Annotated in this window: 18 protein-coding genes; 9 read left to right on the top strand and 9 right to left on the bottom strand. The window is 58.2% G+C overall.

Annotated elements, in window-relative coordinates:
* Positions 1 to 57 precede the first annotated feature (57 nt).
* From tig to SB725_RS26395, 7 genes are all read left to right on the top strand, one after another.
* Positions 58 to 1368: a trigger factor gene (gene tig, locus SB725_RS26425; protein ID WP_027926071.1), complete on the top strand. Its 1311-nt coding sequence runs from the start codon at positions 58 to 60 to the stop codon at positions 1366 to 1368.
* A gap of 93 nt (positions 1369 to 1461) precedes the next feature.
* Positions 1462 to 2097: an ATP-dependent Clp endopeptidase proteolytic subunit ClpP gene (gene clpP / locus SB725_RS26420; protein ID WP_027926070.1), complete on the top strand. Its 636-nt coding sequence runs from the start codon at positions 1462 to 1464 to the stop codon at positions 2095 to 2097.
* 112 nt (positions 2098 to 2209) lie between these two features.
* A complete protein-coding gene (gene clpX / locus SB725_RS26415) occupies positions 2210 to 3493 on the top strand; it encodes an ATP-dependent Clp protease ATP-binding subunit ClpX (protein ID WP_007946893.1) in 1284 nt (427 codons plus the stop codon).
* Between the two features lie 161 nt (positions 3494 to 3654).
* Entirely contained in the window at positions 3655 to 6051 is a 2397-nt protein-coding gene (gene lon, locus SB725_RS26410) for an endopeptidase La (protein WP_027926069.1), read from the top strand.
* A gap of 149 nt (positions 6052 to 6200) precedes the next feature.
* Complete coding sequence (locus tag SB725_RS26405) at positions 6201 to 6473, top strand: HU family DNA-binding protein (RefSeq protein WP_027926068.1); 273 nt, start codon at positions 6201 to 6203, stop codon at positions 6471 to 6473.
* Between the two features lie 233 nt (positions 6474 to 6706).
* A complete protein-coding gene (locus SB725_RS26400; protein WP_027926067.1) occupies positions 6707 to 8578 on the top strand; it encodes a SurA N-terminal domain-containing protein in 1872 nt (623 codons plus the stop codon).
* A 229-nt stretch (positions 8579 to 8807) separates the two neighbouring features.
* On the top strand, positions 8808 to 9647 hold the full coding sequence (locus tag SB725_RS26395) for a DUF2242 domain-containing protein (RefSeq protein ID WP_027926066.1): 840 nt from the start codon (positions 8808 to 8810) through the stop codon (positions 9645 to 9647).
* A 343-nt stretch (positions 9648 to 9990) separates the two neighbouring features.
* Here SB725_RS26395 and SB725_RS26390 read toward each other — a convergent pair whose 3' ends face one another.
* Complete coding sequence (locus SB725_RS26390; RefSeq protein ID WP_194941038.1) at positions 9991 to 11031, bottom strand: AraC family transcriptional regulator; 1041 nt, start codon at positions 11029 to 11031, stop codon at positions 9991 to 9993.
* Between the two features lie 3 nt (positions 11032 to 11034).
* A complete protein-coding gene (locus SB725_RS26385) occupies positions 11035 to 12165 on the bottom strand; it encodes a carbon-nitrogen hydrolase family protein (protein WP_027926064.1) in 1131 nt (376 codons plus the stop codon).
* Between the two features lie 542 nt (positions 12166 to 12707).
* Here SB725_RS26385 and SB725_RS26380 point away from each other — a divergent pair.
* Entirely contained in the window at positions 12708 to 14060 is a 1353-nt protein-coding gene (locus tag SB725_RS26380) for an MFS transporter (RefSeq protein WP_027926063.1), read from the top strand.
* Positions 14061 to 14170: 110 nt separating this feature from the next.
* Here SB725_RS26380 and SB725_RS26375 read toward each other — a convergent pair whose 3' ends face one another.
* Complete coding sequence (locus tag SB725_RS26375; protein ID WP_410922827.1) at positions 14171 to 15199, bottom strand: aldose epimerase family protein; 1029 nt, start codon at positions 15197 to 15199, stop codon at positions 14171 to 14173.
* A gap of 204 nt (positions 15200 to 15403) precedes the next feature.
* Between SB725_RS26375 and SB725_RS26370 the strand changes: the two genes are divergently transcribed.
* Positions 15404 to 16441, top strand: coding sequence for a LacI family DNA-binding transcriptional regulator (locus SB725_RS26370; protein ID WP_410922826.1), 1038 nt, complete (start codon positions 15404 to 15406; stop codon positions 16439 to 16441).
* Between the two features lie 109 nt (positions 16442 to 16550).
* Here the strand turns inward: SB725_RS26370 and SB725_RS26365 are convergent, their stop codons facing one another.
* The 6 genes from SB725_RS26365 to xylE all read right to left on the bottom strand — a co-directional run bounded on the left by SB725_RS26365 (position 16551) and on the right by xylE (position 24672).
* Positions 16551 to 18134 (bottom strand): aldehyde dehydrogenase (NADP(+)), encoded by a 1584-nt coding sequence (locus tag SB725_RS26365; RefSeq protein ID WP_410922825.1) that lies wholly within the window; start codon positions 18132 to 18134, stop codon positions 16551 to 16553.
* 24 nt (positions 18135 to 18158) lie between these two features.
* Positions 18159 to 19376, bottom strand: coding sequence for a fumarylacetoacetate hydrolase family protein (locus SB725_RS26360; protein WP_410922824.1), 1218 nt, complete (start codon positions 19374 to 19376; stop codon positions 18159 to 18161).
* A gap of 30 nt (positions 19377 to 19406) precedes the next feature.
* Positions 19407 to 21188 carry an IlvD/Edd family dehydratase gene (locus SB725_RS26355; protein ID WP_027926058.1) on the bottom strand — a complete coding sequence of 594 codons (1782 nt, stop codon included), beginning with the start codon at positions 21186 to 21188 and terminating at the stop codon, positions 19407 to 19409.
* Positions 21189 to 21320: 132 nt separating this feature from the next.
* Entirely contained in the window at positions 21321 to 22202 is an 882-nt protein-coding gene (locus SB725_RS26350; protein WP_410922823.1) for an SMP-30/gluconolactonase/LRE family protein, read from the bottom strand.
* 2 nt (positions 22203 to 22204) lie between these two features.
* Positions 22205 to 22975: an SDR family NAD(P)-dependent oxidoreductase gene (locus SB725_RS26345; protein ID WP_027926056.1), complete on the bottom strand. Its 771-nt coding sequence runs from the start codon at positions 22973 to 22975 to the stop codon at positions 22205 to 22207.
* A gap of 53 nt (positions 22976 to 23028) precedes the next feature.
* The gene (gene xylE / locus SB725_RS26340; protein WP_218186585.1) at positions 23029 to 24672 is read right to left on the bottom strand and encodes a D-xylose transporter XylE; all 1644 of its coding nucleotides are present in this window, start codon (positions 24670 to 24672) and stop codon (positions 23029 to 23031) included.
* Between the last annotated feature and the right edge of the window lie 289 nt (positions 24673 to 24961).

The following is a 24961-nucleotide window of genomic DNA, read 5'->3' as shown; positions in this document are numbered from 1 at the left end:
GCCCTTGATTCTGGGGTCGGAAACGGCCGGCTAACGTCTGTGCAACGAGGAATATCCATGCAAGTTTCTGTTGAAAATACTTCTGCTCTTGAGCGCCGCATGAGCATCACCGTGCCGGCTGAGCGCATCGAGACTCAGGTCAACAAGCGTCTGCAGCAGACTGCCCAAAAGGCCAAGATTGCTGGCTTCCGTCCAGGCAAAGTGCCAATGAGCGAAATCAAGCGCCGTTTCGGTGCTGATGCGCGTCAAGAAGCCGTGGGCGATGTGATCCAGTCTTCTTTCTACGAAGCTGTTGTTGAGCAAAAGCTGAACCCGGCTGGCGCACCTTCGATCGAGCCTAAGTCGATCGAAGCGGGCAAGGACCTGGAATACGTCGCTATTTTCGAAGTGTTCCCTGAGTTCACCGTTGCCGGTTTCGAAGGTATCACCGTAGAGCGCCTGAGCGCTGACGTGGCTGATGCCGATCTGGACAAAATGCTGGACATCCTGCGCAAGCAGAACACCCGTTTCGAAGTGGCCGATCGCGCTGCCCAGAACGAAGACCAGCTGAACATCGATTTCGTCGGCAAGGTTGACGGTGAAGTGTTCGCTGGCGGTTCCGCCAAAGGCACTCAGCTGGTGCTGGGTTCCGGCCGCATGATCCCTGGCTTCGAAGACGGTCTGGTTGGCGCTAAAGCTGGCGAAGAGCGTGTTCTGAACCTGACTTTCCCAGCTGACTACCAGAACCTGGATCTGGCTGGTAAAACTGCCGAGTTCACCGTCACCGTGAACACTGTTTCGGAGCCAAAACTGCCAGAGCTGAACGAAGAATTCTTCGCTCAATTCGGCATCAAGGAAACTGGCCTGGATGGCTTCCGCACCGAAGTTCGCAAGAACATGGAGCGCGAACTGCGTCAGGCGATCAAATCCAAGGTCAAGAATCAGGTAATGGATGGTCTGCTGACCACCAACCCGATCGAAGTGCCTAAGGCTCTGCTGTCCAACGAAGTTGACCGTCTGCGCGTGCAGGCTGTTCAGCAGTTCGGCGGCAATATCAAGCCTGACCAACTGCCGGCCGAGTTGTTCGAAGAGCAAGCCAAGCGCCGCGTTGTACTGGGTCTGATCGTGGCTGAAGTGGTCAAGCAATTCGACCTCAAGCCTGACGAAACCCGCGTTCGCGAAATGATTCAGGAAATGGCCTCGGCCTACCAAGAGCCTGAGCAGGTTGTGTCCTGGTACTACAAGAACGACCAGCAACTGAACGAAGTTCGTTCGGTTGTGCTGGAAGAACAAGTTGTGGATACTGTTCTGCAGAAAGCTAGCGTGACCGACAAATCGGTCTCTTACGAAGAAGCAGTCAAGCCGGTAGAAGCTCCACAAGCCGACTGATCGTTTTTGCGGTAAGAAGCACACACCATAAGCCAGCCTTCGTGCTGGCTTATGCGTATTCAAGACATAACTATTTGGGAGTGACTGCAGAGCATGTTCCGTAATTCGTATATTCAGCAGAACTCTGATATCCAGGCCGCAGGCGGCCTGGTCCCGATGGTTGTCGAGCAGTCTGCTCGTGGCGAGCGCGCCTATGACATCTACTCGCGCCTTCTCAAGGAACGAGTGATCTTTCTGGTTGGTCCGGTAGAGGACTACATGGCCAACCTGATCTGTGCGCAATTGCTGTTCCTTGAAGCGGAAAACCCGGACAAGGACATCCATCTCTACATCAACTCGCCGGGCGGTTCGGTGACTGCGGGCATGTCGATCTACGACACCATGCAGTTCATCAAGCCAAACGTGTCGACCACCTGTATCGGTCAAGCGTGCAGCATGGGCGCGTTCCTGTTGACGGCCGGTGCGCAGGGCAAGCGTTACTGCCTGCCGAACTCGCGTGTGATGATTCACCAGCCACTGGGCGGTTTCCAGGGCCAGGCTTCGGATATCGAAATCCATGCCAAGGAAATCCTCTTCATTCGCGAGCGTCTCAACACGCTGATGGCCAAGCATAGCGGGCGCACTCTTGAAGAAATCGAGCGCGACACCAACCGCGATAATTTCATGAGTGCAGAAGCTGCGCGTGATTACGGGTTGATCGATGAAGTGATCAGCCAGCGCCCCGCTTAAAATAAGCAGCTCAAAATAAGGTTGGTCGGCAGGTCCGACCACCTGTGGGCTTGAAAAAGCCCGCAATAGCCTTCATCTTGTGTTGCAAGCCTATCGGATTTGGATCGAACGAATGACTGACACCCGCAACGGCGAGGACAACGGCAAGCTGCTCTATTGCTCCTTCTGTGGCAAAAGCCAGCATGAAGTACGCAAGTTGATTGCCGGCCCCTCGGTCTTTATCTGCGACGAGTGCGTCGACCTGTGCAATGACATCATCCGAGAGGAGGTGCAGGAAGCCCAGGCCGAAAGCAGCGCGCATAAATTGCCTTCGCCTAAAGAAATCAGCGGCATCCTTGATCAGTACGTGATTGGTCAGGAGCGTGCGAAAAAGGTTCTGGCCGTAGCGGTGTACAACCACTACAAACGCCTGAATCAGCGTGACAAAAAGAATGACGACGTCGAACTCGGCAAGAGCAACATCTTGCTGATCGGCCCGACAGGCTCGGGTAAAACCCTGCTTGCCGAAACACTGGCTCGTTTGCTGAACGTTCCGTTCACCATTGCCGACGCAACCACCCTCACCGAGGCGGGTTACGTGGGTGAAGATGTCGAGAACATCATTCAGAAGCTGCTGCAGAAGTGCGATTACGACGTAGAAAAAGCCCAGATGGGCATTGTCTACATCGACGAAATCGACAAGATTTCGCGCAAGTCTGACAACCCGTCGATCACCCGGGACGTTTCCGGTGAAGGCGTGCAGCAGGCCCTGCTCAAGTTGATCGAAGGCACGGTCGCTTCCGTTCCACCTCAAGGTGGTCGCAAGCATCCGCAGCAGGAATTCCTTCAGGTCGACACCCGTAACATCCTGTTCATCTGCGGTGGTGCGTTCTCCGGTCTGGAAAAGGTTATTCAAAACCGTTCCACCAAGGGCGGCATCGGTTTCAACGCGGAAGTGCGCAGCAAGGAAGAAGGCAAGAAAGTCGGTGAGTCCCTGCGTGAAGTCGAGCCTGACGATCTGGTCAAGTTCGGTCTGATCCCGGAATTCGTCGGTCGTCTGCCGGTACTTGCCACGCTGGACGAGCTTGATGAGGCTGCGTTGATGCAGATTCTCACCGAGCCGAAAAATGCGCTGACCAAGCAATATGCCAAGTTGTTCGAGATGGAAGGCGTGGACCTGGAATTCCGGGCCGACGCACTGAAATCGGTCGCCAAACGTGCCCTGGAACGCAAGACCGGTGCCCGTGGACTGCGCTCGATTCTCGAAGGTGTATTGCTCGACACTATGTATGAAATCCCCTCGCAGTCCGAGGTGAGCAAAGTAGTGATCGACGAAAGCGTTATAGAAGGCAAGTCCAAGCCACTGTATATCTACGAAAACAGTGAGCCTGCTGCCAAGGCCGCGCCAGACGCTTAAGCGTCACGCAGCGGGTACAAAGAAGGGGCCTTCGGGCCCCTTTGCTTTTACTGCGTTTTATCACTGTCTTTGCGCTTGTTTTTTTTGAAGGCAGCCCCCATCTTGGTTTCAAGCTTACTTCCATCTGTTTCCGGCCTTACGGCCGCCGTAGAGGCGAAATCATGAAGACAACCATCGAATTGCCTCTCCTGCCATTGCGTGATGTTGTGGTTTATCCGCACATGGTTATCCCGCTGTTCGTGGGGCGCGAGAAATCCATCGAAGCCCTCGAGGCCGCGATGACGGGCGACAAGCAGATCCTTCTGCTGGCTCAGAGAAACCCTGCTGACGATGATCCCGGTGAAGATGCACTTTATCGCGTAGGTACGATTGCGACCGTTCTGCAGCTGCTCAAGCTGCCTGACGGCACTGTAAAGGTTCTGGTCGAAGGCGAGCAGCGGGGCGCCGTGGAGCGCTTCAGCGAAGTGGACGGCCACTGCCGTGCCGAAGTCTCGTTGATCGATGAAGTCGACGCGCCAGAGCGCGAGTCGGAAGTGTTTGTGCGCAGCCTGCTGGCTCAGTTCGAACAATATGTGCAGTTGGGCAAGAAAGTCCCCGCTGAAGTCCTGTCGTCGCTCAACAGCATCGACGAGCCAGGCCGCCTGGTCGACACCATGGCCGCGCACATGGCCCTGAAGATCGAACAGAAGCAGGAAATCCTCGAAATCATCGATTTGTCGGCCCGGGTCGAGCACGTTCTGGCGTTGCTGGATGCCGAGATCGATCTGCTGCAAGTCGAAAAACGCATTCGCGGTCGCGTCAAGAAACAAATGGAGCGCAGCCAGCGCGAGTACTACCTGAATGAGCAGATGAAGGCCATTCAGAAAGAGCTCGGCGACAGCGACGAAGGCCACAACGAAATCGAAGAGCTGAAAAAGCGCATCGATGCTGCCGGCCTGCCGAAAGATGCCTTGGCCAAGGCCCAGGGTGAGCTGAACAAGCTGAAACAAATGTCGCCAATGTCCGCAGAAGCGACCGTGGTGCGTTCGTACATCGACTGGCTGGTTCAGGTGCCTTGGAAGGCTCAGAGCAAAGTGCGCCTGGACCTTGCGCGCGCTGAAGACATTCTCGATGCAGACCACTACGGTCTGGAAGAAGTCAAAGAGCGGATCCTCGAATACCTCGCCGTGCAAAAGCGCGTGAAGAAAATTCGTGGCCCGGTGTTGTGCCTGGTAGGTCCTCCTGGCGTGGGTAAAACCTCGCTGGCGGAGTCGATTGCCCACGCCACCAACCGCAAATTCGTGCGCATGGCCCTCGGTGGCGTGCGTGACGAAGCCGAAATCCGTGGGCATCGCCGTACTTATATCGGTTCGATGCCAGGAAGATTGATTCAAAAGATGACAAAGGTGGGCGTTCGCAACCCGCTGTTCCTGCTCGATGAAATCGACAAAATGGGCAGCGACATGCGTGGCGATCCGGCGTCGGCGTTGCTGGAAGTGCTCGATCCCGAGCAGAACCACAACTTCAACGATCACTACCTGGAAGTCGACTACGACCTGTCCGATGTGATGTTCCTGTGCACCTCGAACTCCATGAACATTCCGCCAGCCTTGCTGGACCGGATGGAAGTGATTCGCCTGCCGGGCTACACCGAAGACGAGAAAATCAACATCGCCGTGAAATACCTCTCGCCGAAGCAGATCACTGCCAACGGCCTGAAGAAAGGCGAGCTGGAATTCGACGCCGAAGCGATCCGCGACATCATCCGCTACTACACCCGCGAAGCCGGTGTGCGTGGGCTGGAGCGCCAGATTGCCAAGGTCTGCCGCAAGGCGGTCAAAGAACATGCGATGGAAAAACGCTTCTCGGTGAAAGTGACTGCCGAGATGCTCGAACACTTCCTGGGCGTGCGTAAATTCCGCTACGGCCTGGCCGAATCGCAGGACCAGATTGGTCAGGTGACCGGGTTGGCGTGGACGCAAGTGGGCGGCGAACTGCTGACCATCGAAGCCGCGGTCGTTCCGGGCAAGGGCCAGTTGATCAAGACCGGTTCCCTGGGTGATGTGATGGTCGAATCGATCACCGCAGCACTGACCGTGGTCCGCAGCCGTGCGAAGAGCCTGGGGATTCCCCTCGACTTCCACGAGAAGCGCGACACGCATATCCACATGCCGGAAGGGGCGACCCCTAAGGACGGCCCTAGCGCCGGTGTGGGCATGTGCACGGCCCTGGTGTCGGCACTGACCGGGATTCCGGTGCGCGCAGATGTTGCGATGACGGGTGAAATCACCTTGCGCGGCCAGGTGCTCGCAATTGGCGGCCTGAAGGAAAAACTGCTCGCTGCTCACCGTGGCGGGATCAAGACAGTGATCATTCCTGAAGAGAACGTACGCGATTTGAAGGAAATTCCTGACAATATCAAGCAAGATCTGCAGATTAAACCGGTTAAATGGATTGACGAGGTCCTGCAAATTGCGCTGCAATACGCGCCGGAGCCGCTGCCTGATGTGGCTCCAGAGATCGTTGCAAAGGATGAAAAACGCGAGTCTGACTCTAAGGAAAGAATTAGCACGCATTAGTACGCATTTGGCCGGGTGGCTTCCTTGACAGCTTTTTAGAGCCCTTGTTATAAAGCGGCTCTTAAGTGTCTGTAGGCCATTCAGCACTCGTTTTTGTTTTCACCAAAAAAACTTAGAATCATACTCAAATAGATATAAGGGGACTTAGAGTGAACAAGTCGGAACTGATTGATGCTATCGCCGTATCTGCGGACATCTCCAAAGCCAGCGCTGGTAAAGCCCTGGATGCAGTAATCGAATCCGTCACTGGCGCTCTCAAGGCTGGCGACTCCGTTGTTCTGGTTGGTTTCGGTACTTTCTCCGTCACTGATCGTCCAGCTCGCATCGGTCGTAACCCACAGACCGGTAAGACTCTGGAAATCGCAGCAGCCAAAAAACCAGGTTTCAAAGCCGGTAAAGCACTGAAAGAAGCTGTCAACTAAGTTCGATTCAGGTTTTTGCCTATCCGGGTCGGGGTCATGCCTGACCTGGCAGCGGAGCGGTAGTCCAGTCGGCAAGTTGCCGGTCCGAGACGCCGAGGGTCGCATGTTCGAACCCTCGGTCCGCTCCGCCAGTTACGAGAAGGCGCATCCCCGGATGCGCCTTTCTTCTATCCGGATTCTACCCACGCTCCACGGTTGCCTAATTTTGAAGTTCAACCGTTTCTGGGGGACGCATGCTGCAGAATATCAGGGACAATTCACAAGGCTGGATTGCCAAGACCATTATCGGGGTCATCGTTGCACTGATGGCTTTGACCGGTTTCGATGCCATTTTCAAGGCCACGACGCACAGCAATGATGCGGCCAAGGTCAATGGCGAAGAAATCAGCCAGAACGAGCTGAGCCAGGCGGTTGATATGCAACGCCGTCAGCTCATGCAACAGCTGGGCAAGGATTTCGATGCTTCCTTGCTCGATGAAAAAATGCTGCGCGAATCGGCCCTCAAAGGCTTGATCGATCGCAAATTGCTGCTGCAAGGCGCACAGAACTCGAAGTTCGCTTTCTCCGAAGCTGCCCTGGACCAAGTGATCCTGCAGACGCCTGAATTCCAGGTCGACGGCAAGTTCAGCCCGGAGCGTTTCGACCAGGTGATCCGTCAGCTCGGCTACAGCCGTATGCAGTTCCGCCAGATGCTGGCTCAGGAAATGCTGATCGGTCAGCTGCGCGCTGGCCTGGCCGGTAGCGGTTTTGTCACTGACGCTCAGGTACTGGCCTTCGCCCGTCTGGAAAAACAGACCCGCGATTTCGCTTCCCTGAACGTCAAGGCTGACCCGGCGGCTGTGAAGCTGACCGACGAAGAAGTCAAAGCCTACTACGACGAACACGCCAAGGAGTTCATGACGCCGGATCAGGTGGTCATCGACTACCTGGAATTGAAGAAGGCTTCCTTCTTTGATCAGGTCGCCGTGAAGGACGAAGACCTGCAAGCGGCGTATCAGAAAGAAACCGCGAACCTGTCCGAACAGCGTCGGGCTGCGCACATTCTGATCGAAGTGAACGACAAAGTGACCGAGGCGCAAGCCAAGGCCAAGATCGAAGACGTGCAGGCACGCCTGGCTAAAGGCGAGAAATTCGAGGCCCTGGCCAAAGAGTTCTCCCAGGACCCGGGTTCGGCCAACAATGGCGGTGACCTCGGTTACGCAGGTCCGGGCGTCTACGACCCGGCCTTTGAAAAAGCCCTGTATTCGCTGGCCAAGGATCAAGTTTCCGAGCCGGTTCGTACCGACTTCGGTTTCCACCTGATCAAGCTGTTGGGTGTGGAAGCACCTGAAGTGCCGACGTTTGCCAGCCTGAAAGACAAGCTGACCCGCGAGCTGAAAACCCAGCAAGTCGAGCAGCGTTTCGTCGAGGCGACCAAGCAACTGGAAGACGCCTCGTTCGAAGCGTCCGATCTGGCCCAGCCGGCGCAAGACCTGAAACTGACCATCCACACCTCCAAGCCATTTGGTCGTGAAGGCGGTGAGGGCATTGCGGCCAACCGTGCAGTAGTAACCGCTGCGTTCAGTCCTGAAGTGCTGGATGAGGGTGCCAACAGCACCGCCATCGAACTCGATCCGGAAACCGTGATCGTGTTGCGCGCCAAGGAACACCTGAAACCCGCACAGCTGCCGCTGGAAGCCGTTAACACGGCCATCCGCACGCAATTGGCCAAGGAGCACGCCAGCTCTGCCGCCAAGACCAAGGCTGAACAGCTGATTGCCAGCCTGCGCGACGGCAAGACCCCGCTGGACAAGGCGATCGACGGCCAGAGCTGGAAAGTGACCGAAGCGGCTACCCGCGCTCAGGAAGGGGTTGACCCAACTGTGTTGCAGGCGCTGTTCCGGATGCCCAAGCCTGCCGCCAAGGACAAGCCGACCTTCAGCAACGTGACCCTGGCCGATGGTAGCCTGGTGATCGTGCGTCTGAACAACGTGAACGAAGCGGCCGCGCCGACCGAAGAAGAGAAGGCTCAATATCGCCGCTTCCTCGCCTCGCGCATTGGCCAGCAAGACTTCGCGGCTTACCGCAAGCAGCTGGAAAGCGAAGCGGACATCAAGCGTTATTGATGACTGATTAAGCGTCTCGCTACACAAAGACCCCGGCCGAAAGGCCGGGGTTTTTTATGCCTGAAGGGAAACTTAAACGGTTACCCGTCGCCGGAAGCGGGTGTGGAGCGACCTTTTCCCGTCATTGGGAGTCTTTACACTTGTATCTGTTTTAAGACACTAATCGATGCTCCGCTAAGCATCGATCTGTTGCACAATACGCCCCGGACCGTTTTCCTCAGGATGTTCAATGTTTAAATCAATTCCCATGCGTCTCGTCGGGTTGGCACTGGTGCTCGCTGCTGCTGCCGGCTGCTCCTCCAAGAAAGCCGCGATTTATGAGCATGAGAACTTCGCTGACTCCGGCACCTTTTCGCGCAACTACCCCGTAAGCGATGCGCAGACCTGCGAAGCCGCACGTCGTGCCTTGCTCAGCCAGGGTTACATCATCACCAGCAGCGATCCCAAGCTGATCAGCGGGCACAAGAGTTTCCAGCAGACCGGCGACACGCACATGGAGATCAGCTTCAGTGTGGTCTGCGCCGATGACGGCAGCGAAGGGCACCACGCGACCATGTTCGCCAACGCCTTGCAGGACCGCTATGCGCTGAAGAAAACCAACAACTCCGCCAGCCTGGGTGTCGGTGTGTTGGGCTCGGTGTCGATGCCGATCGGCTCGTCCGACGACTCGATGGTCAAGGTCGCCAGCGAAACCGTTTCGTCAGCCAAGTTCTACGAGCGTTTTTTCACCCTGGTCGAATTGTTCCTGCCTCCGGAAGCGAAGAAAGCCGCACACATCGTCGAGAAGCCAAAGACTGACCTGGGCGTGCCTGAGGCCAAAGCGGCGCCTGCAGCGTTGGCGCCAACGCCTGCGGAACCGACGCCAGCACCCGCACCCGCACCGGCTGCTGAGCCTGCACCGGTTCCTGCGGCCTCTGAACCGGTTGCTCCGCCGGCCGAGACCGCACCGATTACCCCAGCACAAAACGGTGAACCGGCACCGACCGCAGAAGCGGTCACGCCACCACCACAGTCGGACCTGCCGCCACCTAGCGAGCCGATTCCGGCCATGCCCATCTCTGGTCAGTAAGCGTTTATCCATGGGGTCGGGTCAGACGACACCGATCCTGTAGGCGCTTAACGTTGATCTGCGTCAGTCAGGCTGCAGTCCTACAGCCTGTGTCGAAAAAATCCTGTGATAAATTCCTGACCGACTGCTACGTTTTATTAAGTAGCCGCTGAGCGGTGCGCCCGCGTCATTTTTCTTTCACGGGGGCACTTTATGCTCAAGGCGCTGGTCATTTATTCAGGCATTTTTTTAACGAGCGCTGGGGGATTCAAAAATGGACGATTATCAAGAAGAACTGCTCGAGTACCAGGCGTTTGAACTGGACCCGCTAGAACCCGCCGAAGACGCTACAGAGCTGTAAGCGTCAAGCGGATTGGCGATGGCTGCGGCGAAACTCGCCGGGTGTCTGGCCGTTCCAGCGCTTGAAGGCCCGTTGGAAGGCTTCCGCTGAAGCGAAACCCAGCAGGTAGGCGATTTCTCCGAACGCCAGTTCGGTATCGCGGATGTAGGTCATGGCCAGGTCGCGACGGGTGTCGTTGAGAATCGCACGAAATTGCGTGCCCTCTTCGGCCAGTTTGCGGCGCAAGGTCCAGGTGGGCAGCTTCAGGCGTGCCGCCACTTCTTCCAGGTCGGGTTCCCGGCCACCATTGAGCAACGGCCCCAGTAACTGAGTGATGCGTTCACGCAGGCTACGGGTGCGCGTCAGCTGCTCCAGTTCCCGTTCACAGAGTTGCAGCAAATGCCGCCAGGTGCTCGGACAGTGTTCCGGGTTGCGTTGGGCGAGGCTGGCCAGGCTCAGGCGCAGTTGATTGTGCTCGGCAGCAAACTGGATCGGGCAATCGCCCAGCAGGGCATAGGCCTCGCGGTATTCCGGCGCGTCGAATTCGATTTCGATGCGCTCTGCGCGCAGCGGGGCAGGGCTGATGCTGGACAACTGGTGCAACCAGCCGGCGATGATCGAATCCACCACAAAGCGGTTGTAGGCGTTGTAGGGGCTGATGGAATAGAAGCGCAGCCATGCGCCCTGAGCGTCTTCATGAAAGCTCGACTGACCGCGATAGTTGGAGCCGTACAAGGCTTCGAAACGAATCAGGCAGCGTGCGGCCTCTCGAACCGTCGGCGCCTGCGCGGCCGTGACGCCAGCGAGGCCGGCCTGGCTCAGGCGACTGAGCTGGCCCATGCGCAAACCCAGCGCGGGGTCGCCCGTCAGTTGAATCGCCCCATGGCCCAAACGCATATAGCGTGGGATCGACAGCCGGGCACCGGGCTCCGCCAACCGGGCCGCGTCCAGCCCGTATTGGTCGAGCAGCGGCTGCGGGTCTACTCCGTGGCTGTGTACGGCATCGGCCAGGCTATGGACGAAACCCACCGATAAATCCCCGAGGCGCATCGGTAGCGGTTTCATGGATCACAACCAGAGGTTCAGCAACCGCGCGCCGCGGGCATTGCCGTCGGCGAACTGTTGACCGTTGTTGCTGAGAAAACTTTGTCCGGCGCTGCCCTTGTCCCAGAACTGCCCACGCAGGAACACGCTCATGCCGGCAATGGCCCGGCTCGCGGGCGGTTGGGCGGTGAGGGTCAGGCGATGCCAGGCCTGACCTTCGCTCAGTTCGCCGGGCTTGAGGCTGACGGAGGCGGGTGTCGGCAATCCGCGGTAACCGCGCCACGGTTTATCCCAGGTGTCACGGCCGATGACGTACGCCGGAACGGCGACCAGTTGCACGCCCTGATCATCGAGTTTGCGGTAATTGTCCGGGTACCAACTGTCGCTGCCGATCAACACGCCCAGGCGTCCGGCCGGCGTATCGATGACGGTGAGAGCCTGTTGTTCATTGGCCTTGATGTCCTCAGGTTCCTCGAACACCGGGTGCATCTGGCGTTGAGGCTGGCCGATCGGCAGGCCATCACGACCAAAGATCACACTGCTGTTGTACAGCGCACCGCGGCCGATTTTCAGCGTGCCGTCTATCACGCTGGGTTCCGGCAGCACGATGGTGCCGGCCACCAGCGTCACATGAAACTCCTTCGCCAACCCGCCGAACAGAGCCTGATAATTCTTGGCCATGCCTTTGGCTTTCATCCGCAAATGGGCATCGTCGACCCGGCTGTCGCCCTTGGCGCTGATCAGTGCACGAACGAACTGCAACGGATTGCTCGCCGCCAGCCAGTTCATCGCTTCCTGGAGCGTCGTCGCCTGGTACAGCTCATCTTTCTCGCCGCTGACCATCAGCCAGGTGCCGACATGTTCGGGCAGCACGACGATGGTCTTGTCGTTCAGCAGGCCCTGATCCTGGGCCTTCTGCAAATACGCCGCGAGTTTGCGGTGCAGGCGCTCGGGGCTTTGATAGTCGGTCGGGAACAGTTCGGGCTGGATGCCCAGCAGGTTGCCGCGATCGGCGGGCGTGCCTTGATCGATGGCCAGGTTGATACGCAAGTCCGACAGGTAATGGCCCACCGGACGATCCGCGGCCCACATCGCGTAAGTGGTAAGGGCGGCAATGATCGCCATGGAAAAGGTCAGGTACAGAAGTTTGCGCATGGGGAAGCAGTCAACGGCCGTGTGCAGGCATGGATTTTCAGTATGTTTAGAATCGCAGGGTATGGCAAATCAATGGGTTGGAGAAAAAATTTCCATCCCTTGTGCGTTTTTTTCATGCTGATGAAATCGACGTGGGTCTCGATTTCTTGAAGTGAGGCTCAATGCACGCTTTGCAGGTGTGCTTTAAAAACCTGATACGTGAATTTGAGGGGGCGTGGTTGGCACATTCCTGAGTGCAATTGAATCGCTATTTTCCGCCTTGGATTATCTGGGACCGGGTTGTAATCGGCTGGTCAAGATTCCTGCCGCAACAACACGCTGTGCGTGAAGCGGATGTCTACCCGTAGGCAAACCGCCCAAAAATATTGAAGCGAACCTGTTTGCATTGCTCGGAGCTGACCTGTTAAATTAAAAATGTTACCGGTAACAGGTCGCTTGCAGATTTTACCTCCCGTACGGATTTATCAAGATCAGTTCGTGAGACAGAGGATCGCAAGCCAAAACAAAAATAAACGGCATGACGACATGCCTGGGGTCAAACCATGGAATCAGTATCTCAACGTCCTCTTACAGGAGAGGGCGCGGCGGAGCTTACCTTTGAGGATCGTACCTATCGAAAGGTGATTCTGCGTATTCTGCCGATCCTGCTGTTTTGCTACATGGCGGCGTACCTGGATCGCGTCAATATTGGCTTCGCCAAGCTCGATATGCTCAACGATCTGCAATTCAGCAATACGGTCTACGCCCTCGGTGCGAGTATTTTCTTCTGGGGGTATTTTCTCTTTGAAGTGCCGAGCAATCTGTTCCTGCATCGCTTTGGCGCCCGCCTCTGGATCGCGCGGATCATGCTCTCCTGGAGCATTGTCTCTATTGCCGTGGCATTTACCGTGCCTCTGGCAAAATTCTGTCACATTGAATCGACGACCATGTTCTACGTGCTGCGCTTCCTGCTCGGGATATGCGAAGCCGGTTTCTTCCCTGGCGTGATCCTTTACCTCAACTACTGGTTTCCGACCCATCGACAGAGCCGTGTCATGGCTGGTTTCCTTATGGCCATGCCGATCAGCCTGACTCTGGGCGGGATCCTTTCTGGTTGGTTGATGGGCGCCATGCAAGGTGTTAATGGCATGGCTGGCTGGCAGTGGATGCTGATCATCGAAGGCATTCCATCGCTGGTCATGGCGGTCGTGGTAGTGACGTTGCTGGTCGATAACATCGACAAAGCGAAATGGCTCAATGCCGCAGAAAAAAAACTGCTGAAAAACAACCTCAACCGGGATAACACGACCAAGGCGTCCAGCTTTCGGGATGTAATCTTCAATGGTCGGGTCTGGTTGTTGGTGTTGATCTTGCTGACGTTCAATACTGGCTTTTATGGTCTGGCGTTCTGGATGCCGACGATCATCAAGGCGACAGGTATTTCCAATACGCTGCACATTGGCTTGCTGACGGCTATTCCTTACGCCACCGCCATCGTTGCAATGACACTGAACGCCTGGCACTCCAACAAAACCGGCGAGCGCCGATTCCATGCGGCGATTCCTGCCTTTATCGGCGGGGTGGGGTTGATTTGCAGTGCCATCTTTGCCCATAACCTGCCGGTGTCTATTTTCTTCCTGAGCGTGTCCGCCTCAGGTTTGTTGAGTCTGATGCCGATTTTCTGGACGTTGCCTGGCACAGTGTTATCCGGTGTGGCAGCGGCGGCGGGTATTGGCATGATCAACGCGATCGGAAACCTGTCGGGTTTCACCGGTTCGATGATCACCGCCACAGCCGAAACCCTGACGGGCGACATGAATAATGGCACCTATGTGCTGGGTGGCTGTTTGTTGGTCAGCTGTGTGCTGATTCTGCTGATCCCCAAGGCGATGCTCACCAAAGACATCACGCCGTAGGGTGAAGGCCAACGCTGGAGCGCTCAGGATCCCGATTACGCTCATGGACGAGCGGTTCCAGGCAAGCAACCCGCTCATTGCCGCCTGCAACCTCTGTCATGGCTTTGCAGTCAGCGAGCGAAAAACTGGATTTCCATCTCGTGACAGTAGGTTTCGCCGGGCTCAAGGCGCGTTGTCGGAAAGTGGGCGAAGTTCGGTGAGTCGGGGAATTTCTGGGTTTCCAATGCAACGCCTGCGTAGCTGCAATAAGGCGTATTGCCTTTGCCAATGACTGCAGGGCCAAGGTGTCCGGCAGTGTAGATTTGTACGCCGGGTTCCGTGGATTTAAGCGTTAAGCCCCGTCCGGAGACTGTATCCCACAAACTGGCGACCGGGTGAATGGCCGGGCTGGCTCCACGCAACACCCAATTATGGTCGTAGCCCCCCTTGTGTTCCATGTCTTGCCCGATGCGCTTGGCCTCGCGGAAATCGAAGGGCGTTCCGGCAACGGCCAACACCTCACCGGTGGCCAGCAACTGTTCATCGACCGGGGTGTAGAAGTCTGCTTCCACGCTCAGCATCTGCCCGACGACGCTGCCCGAGTCATGACCCGCCATGTTCCAGTAGGAGTGATGGACCATGTTCAAAATGGTGGTTTCGTCAGTGTTGCCCTGCAGGGTAATGAGCAGGCGATTGTCGTCGGTCAGGGTGTATTTTGCCTTGAGCAACAACTCGCCCGGGAAGCCTGAATCGCCCTTTTTCGACACATGGCTGAAGGTGACGGAGTTTTCGCTTTCGTTGAATGTCGCGTCCCATATCTGTTTATCCAGGCCCTGCTCCCCGCCGTGGAGGTGGTTCGGCGGTTCATTGCAGGCCACCTCGACACGCTGGCCGTCCAGGAAAAAAAGGCCGTTCCTGATGCGGTTTGCGTAGCGGCCGCAGGTTGCGCCGAAATAGGTGTCACTTGTCTGGTACGGCTCGAGTGTATCGAAGCCCAGCACGATATCGCAGGCTTTGCCGTGTTTGTCCGGGACATGCATTTCTACCAACCGGGCCCCGAAAGTGATGAGGCGGGCCTGGCAGTGGTTGCGGTTGGTCAGCGTATAGGCCGTGACTTCTTGTTCATGATGAAAGCCAAAGGATGCTTGGGTAATTGCCACGTAGAGAGTCCTGGTTAATGGCTTGATCAATTGATGTTACCGCTAACGTTGGCGTTGTAAAGACGCTCGTCCGGCCTTCGCAAGATGCTGCGCATGTCCGGCAGGTAGACCTGCCCATGCGTATGTATAATCAGTTGCTATCAGCGTACGCAGCGGGGGTTGACCGGCTGTCGCGACCTTTTTTTCAGGGAAAACAGGACGTCAATGAGTCTCGATGAATTAGACAAAATGCCATCGCCGCCTCGTATGGCTGACGTCGCCAAGCTGGCTGGCGTTTCCAAGATGACCGTTTCTCGCGTCCTGGCCGGGCGCGATGTTTCAGAACGTACTCAAGCGCTGGTCCACGCTGCGATTGATCGCCTCGGTTATTTGCCCGATGCCTCTGCCGGCACCCTGTCTTCCGGGCGCTCGGAGTTTATCGTGGCCCTGGTGCCGTCCTTGGCGAGTTCGAACTTTGCCGATACCGTGCGAGGTCTCAACGACATCGTCAGGGAGCATGGCTTGTGTTTGCTGTTGGGGGATACCGATTACCACCTGGACCAAGAGGCGTTATTGGTACGTACGTTATTGCGCCATCGCCCGGTAGGGGTGATGTTGACCGGCAGCGCGCACCTGGACGACACCCGCAAGTTGTTGCGAAAAGCCCAGGTCCCTGTAGTCGAGACCTGGGACATTCCTGAAGACCCGATTGAACAATCGGTCGGATTCAGCAACGTGGCCGCCGCGGCCGCGCTGTTCGAGCATCTGTATGACCGTGGTTATCGGCGCATTGGTTACATTGGTGGCGCATCGGGACTCGATCATCGGGGTCAGCAACGTCAGCAAGGTTATCTTCAGGCCGTCGCCGCGTTGGGCGCCGGAGAGCCACGACTGGTGGAGTATGGCGAGTCACCGATTACCATGAGTCATGGCGGTGAATCGGTGAAGCGCCTGCTGGAAAAATGGCCGGACACCGATGCGGTGATGTGCGTCAGTGATCTGTCAGCATTCGGCGCCATCATGGAGTGTCATCGGATGGGCCTGAGTGTACCCGGTGATATTGCGGTAGCCGGTTTTGGTGACTTTGAGGTGTCGCGTTACTGCACGCCAACCATCACCACGGTCTCGGTTGATCCCTATGGGATTGGTAGACGCGCAGGTCAGTTGCTGTTGAACAGCGCGGCGGCTCAACGCCACGGATTACCACGCCCGCGAGAGTGCGATGTGGTGGAGTTCAAAGTACTGGCGCGGGAAAGTACCTGAAAAATCCTTGAGCGGGCGTGATCCGAGCGTCCATGACGAAGCAAAAAAGAGCCCCGGGTTTGAGGAAACCAGGGGCTCTTTTTTTATGGCTGCCCGGTGGGCGGATTCGTCAGGCCAGCGCTTCCTTGCTGTTCTGACCGTCTACCAAGCGCCAGATACCCAATGGGTTGGCGTTGCGCAGTGCCTCTGGAAGCAGTTCATCCGGGTAGTTCTGGTAGCAGACCGGCCGCAGGAAACGGTCGATGGCCAGGGTGCCGACTGACGTGCCGCGGGCATCCGAGGTGGCTGGATAGGGGCCACCGTGGACCATCGCGTCGCAGACTTCCACTCCCGTAGGGTAGCCATTGAGCAGCAACCGACCGGCGATTTGTTCCAGTTGTGCGACCAGATCCGAAGCGTCTTTAAGGTCGTCGGGGTCGGCGATCAGGGTCGCGGTGAGTTGGCCTTGCAGGGCTGCCAACGCCTGTTGCAATTGTTCACGGTCAGCCACCTCGACCACCACGCTCGCCGGACCGAATATTTCCTCTTGCAGTAATTCTTCACCCTGCAGCAGTAACTCGACGTCGGCCTGGAATAATTGCGCAAAGGCGTGGTTACCTTGTTGTAGCTGCCCCACCAGGTGGCGTACGCCAGGATGTGCCTGTAAACGCTCGACGCCCGCTGTGTAGCTTTTGAGGGTGCCGATGTTGAGCATGGTTTGTGCCGGTTGATCGGCGAGGATGCTCGAGAGCCGATCGCGGAAAGCGCTGAACTCAGGCGAGCTGATACCGATGATCAGCCCTGGATTGGTGCAGAATTGCCCGCAGCCCTGGACCACCGAGGCGGCCAGTTCGGCAGCAATCTGCGTGCCTCGCTGTTGGAGTGCCTGAGGCAACAGCACCATCGGGTTGATGCTGGACATCTCGGCGAACACCGGGATTGGCTGCTTGCGCGCAGCAGCCATGTCACACAGGGCACGGCCGCCCTTGAGCGAACCGGTGAAGCCGACCGCCTGGATCGCCGAGTGCTTGACCAGCTGCTCGCCGACACCATTGCCGTAAATCATGTTGAACACGCCGGCTGGCATCCGGGTCTTGACGGCTGCGCGCAGGATCGCGTCAGCGACTAACTCGGCCGTTGCCATGTGACCACTGTGCGCCTTGAACACGACCGGGCAGCCGGCTGCGAGAGCAGCAGCGGTATCACCGCCAGCCGTGGAAAAGGCCAGTGGAAAGTTGCTGGCACCGAACACGGCGACCGGACCAACGCCCATGCGGCACTGGCGCAGGTCGGCGCGGGGCAGCGGTTGACGCTGCGGTAGGGCCTGGTCGATGCGTGCGCCGTAGAAGTCCCCGCGGCGTAGCACTTGGGCGAACAGGCGCATCTGGCCGCTGGTGCGGCCGCGTTCGCCCTGGATACGACCGGTCGGAAGGGCGGTTTCACGGCAGACCGTGGCGATGAAATCGTCACCCAAGGCATCCAGTTCGGCGGCGATGGCTTCGAGGAATTCGGCGCGACGCGACGCGGGCAGCGCTCGGTATGCCGGATAGGCACTGGCGGCGGCCTGAGCCGCGGCGTCCACTTCTGCCTCGGTTGCTTGTAGAAAGATTGCGGGCAGCGGTTCGCCGCTCTGGGCGTCGATGCTTTGCAGACGGATATCGCCAGCGCCGCTGCGGGCACCGGCGATGTAGTTGTGGCCAAGGATTGCAGTCATAAGTCCTCCGACAGCGAATAGGGATCAGCGGGGTGTAATGGCGGCCTCTAACAGGCCACGGCCATGGAGGTTTTCGAGGAGCGAGCGATAGCCCATCTGCCAGGCGGGTGCGCGATCACTGGTCGTCACCCGATTGACCAGCGTGCCAAATTTGGCGCTGCTGATGGCAACCAGGTCGCCCTCTTTATGGGTAAATCCTCCGCCCGGTTGGTCACGGTCTTGCTTGGGAGCGAACAGGGTGCCGAGAAACAGGACAAAGCCGTCCGGGTACTGATGGTTCTCATTGAGCGTTTGAGCGACCAGATCCAGCGGGTCGCGGCTGATCTGGTTCATCGAGCTGCTGCCATCCATGATGAAGCCGTCGTTGCCGACGACCCGCAAAGCCACCTCGGCGCGACGCACATCGTCGATGTCGAAGGTTTCATCGAACAGCCGCAGGAATGGGCCCAGAGCCGTCGACGCATTGTTATCTTTGGCCTTTGACAGCAGCAGGGCGCTGCGGCCCTCGAAGTCGCGCAGGTTGACGTCATTACCCAGGGTGGCGCCCTGTACTTTGCCGCGGCTGGAGACGACCAGCACCACTTCGGGCTCCGGATTGTTCCAACTGGATTTGGGGTGAATGCCGATGTCCGCGCCGTAACCCACCGCCGACAGGGGCTGAGCCTTGGTGAATATTTCGGCGTCGGGACCGATCCCGACTTCGAGGTACTGTGACCACATTCCCTGAGCGATCAGCACCTCCTTGAGGGCCAGCGCCTGGGGGGAACCGGGTACGATTTGCCCGAGGTCAGTGCCGATACTCTCGACCAGACTGGCACGAATACTATCTGCCTTGGCGGGGTCGCCCTTGGCCTGTTCTTCGACAACTCGCTCCAGCATGCTGGTGGCAAATGTAACGCCGGCAGCCTTCACAGCTTGCAGGTCGATGGGCGCCAGCAGCCACGGTCGGGTTTCATCGCGCACGGTGGCGTCGCTGTTGCGCAGTAGATCATCGACGCTGATCAGCGCTTGATCCAAAGGCAAATCGCGCAGATAGCTGACGGGATCGTCAAGCTCAAGCAGCGCTGAAACAGTCGCCACTCGAGCGCTGATGTCATAAACCTGACTGTCGCGGACCAAAACGACGGAGGGGCCTGCAGCGTAACCCGGGATCCAGACACGACTGATCCATGTGCCTTCGCCGAGGCCCTGAGCCAGGACATTCAAATCCGCCAAAGTAGTTGCTGTGGATGTTTGGGACATGTACGAAACCCTCTTGCGACAGCGGTTGAATTAATGGGAGTGACGCGGATTGCCGCTCCGGGCGATTACCCGCAAATGCAACGTGGCGGGTTCCAGGCAACCCCCCGTCGAGAGCTGGCCAACCAGTTGCCGATAGAGCTCTTGCCAAGGGGTTTGCGAAGCCGGGAATGAAGGTTTCAGCTCGGACTGCCGATGGGCCATCTCACTTTCGTCGACCAGCAGGTCCACTCGGCGAGTATTGAGGTCCACGCGCAGGCGGTCGTTGGTTTTCAGTAACGCCAACCCTCCGCCCACGGCCGCTTCCGGCGACATGTTCAGGATCGACGGACTGGCCGAGGTGCCGCTTTGGCGTCCATCGCCCAGGCAAGGCAACGAATCAATGCCTCGTTTTATCAGTGCTGCCGGTGGTGCCATGTTGACCACTTCGGCGCTGCCTGGATAACCCACGGTGCCGCAGCCACGAATGACCAGGATGCAGCGCTCGTCGATTTCCAGGGAGGGGTCGTTGATCCGCGCGTGATAGTCCTCGGGGCCTTCAAAAACGATGGCCCTGGCTTCGAAGCTGTTTTCCGCGCCGGGTTCGGACAGGTAGGTCTTGCGGAAGGCTTCGCCCACCACCGACATTTTCATGATCGCGCTGTCGAAGAAGTTGCCGCTCAGGACGATGAACCCGGCTCGCTGAATCAACGGGTCTTGATAGGCGTGAATCACGTCGGTATCGCTGGCCGCCGCGTTGCTGACGATCTCGCCAATGGTCTTGCCTGAGACCGTGCCGCAGTCTTCATGCAGTCGACCGGCTTTCTGCAGTTCGTGCATGACCGCAGGGACACCGCCCGCACGGTGGAAGCCTTCGCCCAGGTATTTGCCGGCCGGCATGCAGTTGACAAGCAGTGGCACGTCTTCGCCGATGCGTTGCCAGTCTTCCAGCCCAAGATCAATGCCGGTGTGGCGGGCGATGGCGATCAGGTGTGGCGGGCAATTGGTCGAGGCGCCCAGGGCCGAGGCTACGGCAATCGCATTTTCGAACGCTTCGCGGGTCATGATCTGTGAAGGACGAATATCTTCGCGGACCATTTCAACGATGCGTTTGCCGGTGGCATAGGCCATTTGTCCGCGTTCTCGATAGGCCGCTGGAATACTCGCGCAGCCGGGCAGGGACATGCCCAGCGCTTCGGCGAGGGCGTTCATCGACAACGCCGTGCCCATGGTGTTGCAGTGCCCAATCGACGGTGAGGCCGCCGTGGTCATTTCCATGAAGCCTTCATAGTCGATTTCGCCGCTGGCCAGCAGATTGCGTGCGTGCCAGAGCACGGTGCCGGAACCGATCAACTGGCCTTTATGGTGACCGTCGAGCATCGGTCCGCCCGATAGCACGATGGCGGGCAGGTCCGTTGTCGCGGCGGCCATCAGGCAGGCGGGGGTGGTTTTGTCGCAACCGGTGGTCAAGACAACGCCATCCAGTGGAAAACCATGCAGGACTTCCACCAGCCCCAGATAGGCCAGGTTGCGATCCAGCGCGGCCGTGGGGCGTCGGGTCTGTTCGGCCATCGGGTGAACCGGGAATTCCATGGGGATGCCGCCGGCATCACGGATACCGGCCTTGGTCCGCTGGGAGAGTTCCAGGTGGTGGCGGTTGCAGGGTGCAAGGTCGCTGCCAGTCTGGGCGATACCGATGATCGGGCGGCCCGACTGCAACTCTTCGCGTGTCATGCCGTAGTTCATGAAGCGCTCAACGTAGAGGGCGGTCATGTCGGCATGATCGGGATCGTCAAACCATTGTTGGCTGCGTAGCGGGCGTTTAACTGTGTTCATGTGGTTTCTCTTGATCAGGCGCTGGCGCCGGATTAGGGGCGGTCTTCAGGGGATCAGGGGAAGGCCTTACCCGCAAAAACAGATCTGTTATCGGTAACATTTCAAGCCGTAAACGTTCTGCAAAAAAGTCTTTCAGTTGCCCAGTACAGGTTCGGCCAGTCCTGGCACGTCAACCTGGCAGGCAAACAAACTCCCTGCGTGCGGCCAGCGTGCGGTTTGCTCCGGCGACAAGTGCTGGCGTGCCGTGGTGACATACAGCGTACGCAATTCGGCGCCGCCGAACGCCAGCATGGTCGGGTGTGGGCAGGGCAGGTCGATGCTGAACAGGTGGTGACCGCAAGCGTCGAAACAGGCGACCTGTGCCCCGCCATAGAGCGCGCACCAGTAGCGTCCCGCACTGTCCACCGCGGCACCGTCGGGAACACCCGGGAGGCCAAGGGTATCGAGATCGATCCAGGGCTCGCCCGGGCCCGGCTGGCCATTTTGCAGGTCATAGGGATAGCGCCAGACTTGCCGGCGCGGTGAGTCGGCGTGGTACAGCCAGGCCCCGTCCGGACTGAAGGCCAGCCCGTTGGAAATCGCCAGCCCGCCGAGGTGGCAGTCGAGGCTGTCACCGTTCCAGCAGTAGAGTGCCGCACTGGGCGCGGTCTCGTTGCGGTCGAGGGTGCCGACCCAAAAGCGTCCCCGGGCATCGCAGCGGCCATCGTTGAAGCGATTACCGGTGCCTTGGAGCCATTCCGGGTTGGCGGCCACCTGACGTTTATGGCCGTCGCGATCGAGTCGCCAGAGGCCACTTGCGGTGGCGGCGAGCAGGCCGTCGGCACTCAGTGCCAGACTGCCTACGGGCTCGTCCAGTTCGATGATGTGCGGTTCGACGTTGTCGCCAGGCGTCCAGCTATAGATCCGTCCGGCATGGATGTCGATCCAGTGCAGGCGATCATGACGGTGGTCCCACAATGGACATTCGCCCAGGCTCATTGTCAGGGGAACTGCGATGTTCAATGAGGCGCTCATGGTCAACCCCAGCCGCCGTCTACCGGAAATTCATGGGCCGTGAGTTGGGCACTGTCATCCGCCGCGAGGAACAGCACGGTCGGCGCCACATGCTCGGGCAACAGGCGCAACTTGAGGCACTGGTGCTCCTGGATACGCGCCTCGTCGGCCGGGGAGATCCATTTCTCCAATTGCCGTTCCGTCATGATGCACCCAGGCACCACGGTATTGACGCGGATGCCGTCAGCACCCAGGTCACGTGCCAGGCTGCGTGTCAGTCCATGCACCGCTGCCTTGGCGGAGACGTAACTGGACAAGCCGCCGAGCGCCAGTTGTACGCTGATGGAGCCGAAGTTAATGATGGAGCCGCCACCCGCAGCGATCATTTGCGGCGCTGCCGCCTGGATAGCGAAGAACAGGGGCCGCAGGTTGATCGCCATCCCATTGTCCCAATAGGCGGTATCGATCTCGCGCCAGTCGTGGCGATCGTCGCGCGCAGCATTGTTGACCAGTACGCGGACCGGCCCCAGCTCCTCGCCGGCTTCATGAATCGCCGCCTGCAGTGATGGCACGTCACGGATATCGCAGAGGCGGAACCACGGAGCACGACCGGTTTGCGCTTGGAGCTCGGCGACGAGTTGAAGGCTGGCCTCCTCGGCAATATCGATGAAAGCCACGCGTGCGCCCTGCAGGTGGAACGCGCGGGTCAGTGCCGCGCCGATGCCGCTGCCGCCACCGGTAATGAACACCGTGCGGTCGCAAAGGCTTGGGTATTGGGCATTTGCCTGGGTCATTGCATCAATCCTCAACAACAAAAAAAGCGACCCCGCAGCGCAGGGCCGGAGATTCAGACGGGTTCGGCGCTCAGTTTGGCGGCAGTGACAGTCCTGGTTTTCCAGGTGGTGCTCATTTCCTCCAGCGTCTTGTTCTTGGTTTCCGGAACCCAGCGCCAGACGAAGCCAGCGGCAAGCAACCCCATTACGCCGTACACCCAGTAAACGAAGCCATGGTTGAACATTTCATTGAGCCAGGCATTGTCGTTCATGATCGGGAAGCTCCAGGAGACCAACAGGTTCGCCAGCCATTGTACGGCGACGGCGATGGACAAGGCGCCCCGGATGCTGTTCGGGAAAATTTCCGAGAGCAGGACCCAGACCACCGGCCCCCAGGACACCGCGAAGGCGGCGACATAGCTCAGCATCAAGAGCATCGCAGTCACACCCAGGTTCTGCAGGTAGAACGATGTCCCCAGGCCCAGCATGCTGATGCCCATCACCAGCGCACCGATGATCATCAGCGGTTTACGCCCGACGCGGTCGACCAGCACGATGGCGGCAATGGTGAAGATCAGGTTGACCGCACCGACGATGATGGTCAGTTGCAGCGAGGCATCGCCCTGACTGCCCATGTTCTTGAAGATTTCCGGCGCGTAATACAGCACCACGTTGATGCCGATGAACTGCTGGAAAATCGACAGCAGAAGGGAAATGGCAATCAGCAGACCGCCAAAGGACATCCACGGCGCGTCGGCTGCACTCTCTGCAAACGAGGCGCGAATTTCCTGAAGGATGGCTGGCGCCTTGTCCTTACCGTTGATGGCTTCCAGTACGCGCGAGGCCTGTTCGTGTTTACCGCGCATCACCAGGTAGCGAGGTGTCTCCGGGGTGCGGATCAGTAGCAGGAGGAAGACCAGGGCGGGCAGCACCTCGGAGCCAAGCATCCATCGCCAGCCTTGTTGCACCAGCCATTCCTGAGGTTCGCCGTGGGCGATGAAGTAGTTGATGAAATACACCACCAGCATGCCGAGGATGATGCAGAACTGATTACACGACACCAGACGGCCACGGATGTGGCTGGGGGCGATTTCGGCCAGGTACATCGGCGACAGCATCGAGGCGATACCGACACCGATGCCGCCGATGATGCGGTACAGGTTGAAAACGGTGATGTCCTGCAATGGCAGCGGATTGAAATATTCCGGGAGGGCCGAGCCGATGCTGGCGATGATGAACAATGCAGCCGACAGCATTAATCCGTTGCGCCGGCCAAGACGCTCACTGACCGAGCCGGCACAGAAGCCGCCGATCACGCAGCCCAGCAGGGCCGAGGAAATAGTGAATCCGGTGAGCGAGCTCGCCAGGTTCGGGGTGATCTGATCAGGCAGTGACATGACTTGGTCATGCATCAGCCAGCTGCCGAAAAAAGCCACCAGGCCTCCGACCATCAGACCGCGAGTACGGCCGTAGAGTCGGATGAGGTAGTACAGGCTGAGGCAGAAGATCAATGTTGCGCCGAGCAGCAGTGAGGTCTTGAACTCTCCGACGACGTGACGGGCCAGTTCCGTGTTCTGGAACAGAGGCTCGACGAAGTAGCTGCGTATGGGTTGAACAGCACCTGAAATCACAGCGGTGTCGTACCCAAACAGCAGGCCACCGAATGCAGCCGCAATCGTGATGAAAATCAAATATCTGGAGGTTGAGGCTCTGCTCACGGATTTCTCCCGACGCCATTCTTGTGGCCGGTTTGTAATTATTTTGGTGGGGCGACACAGCGCGGAGGATGTGGTTCGCAGGGCTAATGTTACCGATAACATTTTCATTGTCAATTACCGGCATTTGTTGCAATGTGCTCGTGCTTGGGGGGGGCCACGCCTACATCTTCAAGCGCTTCGCAAAGATGACTACGTACTAAAAAGCTAATAAAAATAAAACGAGGATGTAGGGATGAAGAAGAACAACAACGCTCAGCTTATCTGCCAGTTGTCAGCAGTTGCAGCCATG

This window comes from Pseudomonas sp. SIMBA_041 (assembly GCF_046535095.1).
Taxonomy (GTDB): Bacteria; Pseudomonadota; Gammaproteobacteria; order Pseudomonadales; family Pseudomonadaceae; genus Aquipseudomonas; species Aquipseudomonas mucoides.
This window is presented reverse-complemented; position numbering and strand designations above follow the sequence as displayed.

Coding starts and splice junctions, on each gene's coding strand:
- SB725_RS26350 (WP_410922823.1), bottom strand. CDS start 22,202: ATGAGCGCCTCATTGAACATCGCAGTTCCCCTGACAATGAGCCTGGGC.
- SB725_RS26385 (WP_027926064.1), bottom strand. CDS start 12,165: ATGCGCAAACTTCTGTACCTGACCTTTTCCATGGCGATCATTGCCGCC.
- clpX (WP_007946893.1), top strand. CDS start 2,210: ATGACTGACACCCGCAACGGCGAGGACAACGGCAAGCTGCTCTATTGC.
- SB725_RS26345 (WP_027926056.1), bottom strand. CDS start 22,975: ATGACCCAGGCAAATGCCCAATACCCAAGCCTTTGCGACCGCACGGTG.
- SB725_RS26400 (WP_027926067.1), top strand. CDS start 6,707: ATGCTGCAGAATATCAGGGACAATTCACAAGGCTGGATTGCCAAGACC.
- SB725_RS26390 (WP_194941038.1), bottom strand. CDS start 11,031: ATGAAACCGCTACCGATGCGCCTCGGGGATTTATCGGTGGGTTTCGTC.
- lon (WP_027926069.1), top strand. CDS start 3,655: ATGAAGACAACCATCGAATTGCCTCTCCTGCCATTGCGTGATGTTGTG.
- SB725_RS26365 (WP_410922825.1), bottom strand. CDS start 18,134: ATGACTGCAATCCTTGGCCACAACTACATCGCCGGTGCCCGCAGCGGC.
- SB725_RS26395 (WP_027926066.1), top strand. CDS start 8,808: ATGTTTAAATCAATTCCCATGCGTCTCGTCGGGTTGGCACTGGTGCTC.
- SB725_RS26355 (WP_027926058.1), bottom strand. CDS start 21,188: ATGAACACAGTTAAACGCCCGCTACGCAGCCAACAATGGTTTGACGAT.
- SB725_RS26370 (WP_410922826.1), top strand. CDS start 15,404: ATGAGTCTCGATGAATTAGACAAAATGCCATCGCCGCCTCGTATGGCT.
- clpP (WP_027926070.1), top strand. CDS start 1,462: ATGTTCCGTAATTCGTATATTCAGCAGAACTCTGATATCCAGGCCGCA.
- SB725_RS26360 (WP_410922824.1), bottom strand. CDS start 19,376: ATGTCCCAAACATCCACAGCAACTACTTTGGCGGATTTGAATGTCCTG.
- SB725_RS26380 (WP_027926063.1), top strand. CDS start 12,708: ATGGAATCAGTATCTCAACGTCCTCTTACAGGAGAGGGCGCGGCGGAG.
- tig (WP_027926071.1), top strand. CDS start 58: ATGCAAGTTTCTGTTGAAAATACTTCTGCTCTTGAGCGCCGCATGAGC.